We start from the raw sequence: 1,662 nt of genomic DNA on the forward strand, positions 1-1,662 counted from the left end.
GGTGCAGGTGCTCTGGGGCGAGGCCGGGATTCCAGCCAAGGGCGCAAGCCCGATCGATGTCTGGCACCAGACCTTCGCACCGCAGGCCGAGGGCCAAGCGATCGACAGCGGCCATTTCCTGCCCGAGGAGAACCCGCAGGCGACGCTTGCGGCGCTGAAGCCTTTCCTGGCGCGGGCGGTGGCTTGAGCGAGATCGCGCTCGTGCTCGGGGCCGGCGGAGCGCGCGGCCTCAGCCATATCGCTATTCTGGAGGCTTTCGACGAGCTCGGCCTCAAGCCCGCGCGCATCGCCGGCTGCTCGATCGGCGCCATCATCGGCGCGGCCTATGCCGCCGGGCTCTCCGGCCGGGAGCTGCGCGAGCATGTGCTGGCGACCTTCCGCGACCGGGCGCGGGTGATCGCGCGCCTGCTCGACTGCCGCGTTGGCAAGCTCGCCGATCTCGTGCGCGGGCTCGGCAATCCCGTGCTGCTCGACGGCGAAAGGCTGCTCGACCTGTTCTGGCCCGAGGCCGTGCCCGATCGTTTTGAGGAGCTGACGATCCCGTTCACGGCGATCGCGACCGACTACCACCGCCATGCCGCACTTGCGCTGCACGACGGACCGCTGACGCCGGCCGTCGCCGCTTCACTGGCGATTCCCGGGCTGGTGCGGCCTGTCGCTCTCGGCGGGCGCCTGCTGATTGATGGCGGCGCGATCGATCCTCTGCCCTATCGGGATTGGCTGGCGCCCGGCCGCATTGTCCTTGCGGTCGATGTCAGCGCGCCGATGACCGAGCCCGGCGAGCCGCGCATTCCCGGTGCAATGGAGGCGCTGGTCGGCGCCTCGCAGATCCTGACGCGCACGCTGGTCCAGCGCCAGATCGAGCAGGAGCCGCCGGACATCCTGATCCGGGCCGGTGCCGATGGCGTCGGCGGGCTCGATTTCTTCAAGGCGAAAGCGATCCTCGCGGCCGCCGAGCCGATCAAGGACGAGGTCAAGCGAGCGCTGGGGCGGGCTCTCGAATCGCGGGGCTGACCGGCTCAGGCGCATCGCAGCGGAAGCCTGGAAGCGCGGCCTCCAAGACCCCTCGCCCCTCCTCGGTCAGGATCACCGCGCGGCTGTCCTTGCGGCGGCGCACCCAATCCATCTCGAAGCAGCGGCAGGCAAGCGACGCCGCGAGATGACCGGCGAGATGCGGGCGGCGCTCGCTCCAGTCGAGGCAGGGCCGTAAGGCGGCGCGGCGGCTTCTGGCGGTGGCGTCCGGGTCGAGACCCAGCGCCCGGAAGATCGCCTTGCCCGAGGTCGTCAGCGCATAGCCGCCCTCACTCGCCGCGAGATGGCCGCCCGCCATCAAGGCGTCGTGGATGCCGATGCCGAGCCTTCCGGCGAAATGGTCGTAGCAGGTGCGGGCCTGGCTCAGTTCGGCGCCGACGCGGGAGGGCAGGCGCCGGCTCGTGCCGTCGAGATTGGCCAGCACCATCAGCCCTTCGAGCGCCGTCGCGACTTCCGGCCCGGCCAACCGGTAATAGCGGTGGCGCCCCTGCACGGCGACGTCGATCAGACTGCCCTGCATCAGCTTGGCGAGGTGACCGCTCGCGGTCTGCGGCGCGACGCCGGCAATCCAGGCCAGCTCCTTCGCCGTCAGCGCGCGCCCGTCCATCAGCGCGTGCAGCATGTTGGCGC

The 1,662-nt window shown here is 70.9% G+C and carries 3 protein-coding genes; 2 read left to right on the plus strand and 1 reads right to left on the minus strand.

All coding sequences use genetic code 11. From position 1 onward, the window contains the following. Both JHD80_RS27015 and JHD80_RS27020 read left to right on the plus strand, forming a co-directional pair. The coding region (locus JHD80_RS27015; RefSeq protein ID WP_465246565.1) for an alpha/beta fold hydrolase at window positions 1-187 on the plus strand (187 nt) is incomplete at its 5' end. Continuing rightward, window positions 184-1,014 carry a patatin-like phospholipase family protein gene (locus tag JHD80_RS27020; protein WP_199093646.1) on the plus strand — a complete coding sequence of 277 codons (831 nt, stop codon included), beginning with the start codon at window positions 184-186 and terminating at the stop codon, window positions 1,012-1,014. The genes JHD80_RS27015 and JHD80_RS27020, both read left to right, overlap by 4 nt. Here JHD80_RS27020 and JHD80_RS27025 read toward each other — a convergent pair. After that, window positions 974-1,662: ArsR/SmtB family transcription factor (locus JHD80_RS27025; RefSeq protein ID WP_199093648.1), on the minus strand; the 689-nt coding region annotated here is incomplete at its 5' end. The genes JHD80_RS27020 and JHD80_RS27025 overlap by 41 nt on opposite strands.

It is taken from the genome of Allobosea sp. ASV33 (genome assembly GCF_016428755.1).
In the GTDB taxonomy this organism is placed as follows: domain Bacteria; phylum Pseudomonadota; class Alphaproteobacteria; order Rhizobiales; family Beijerinckiaceae; genus Allobosea.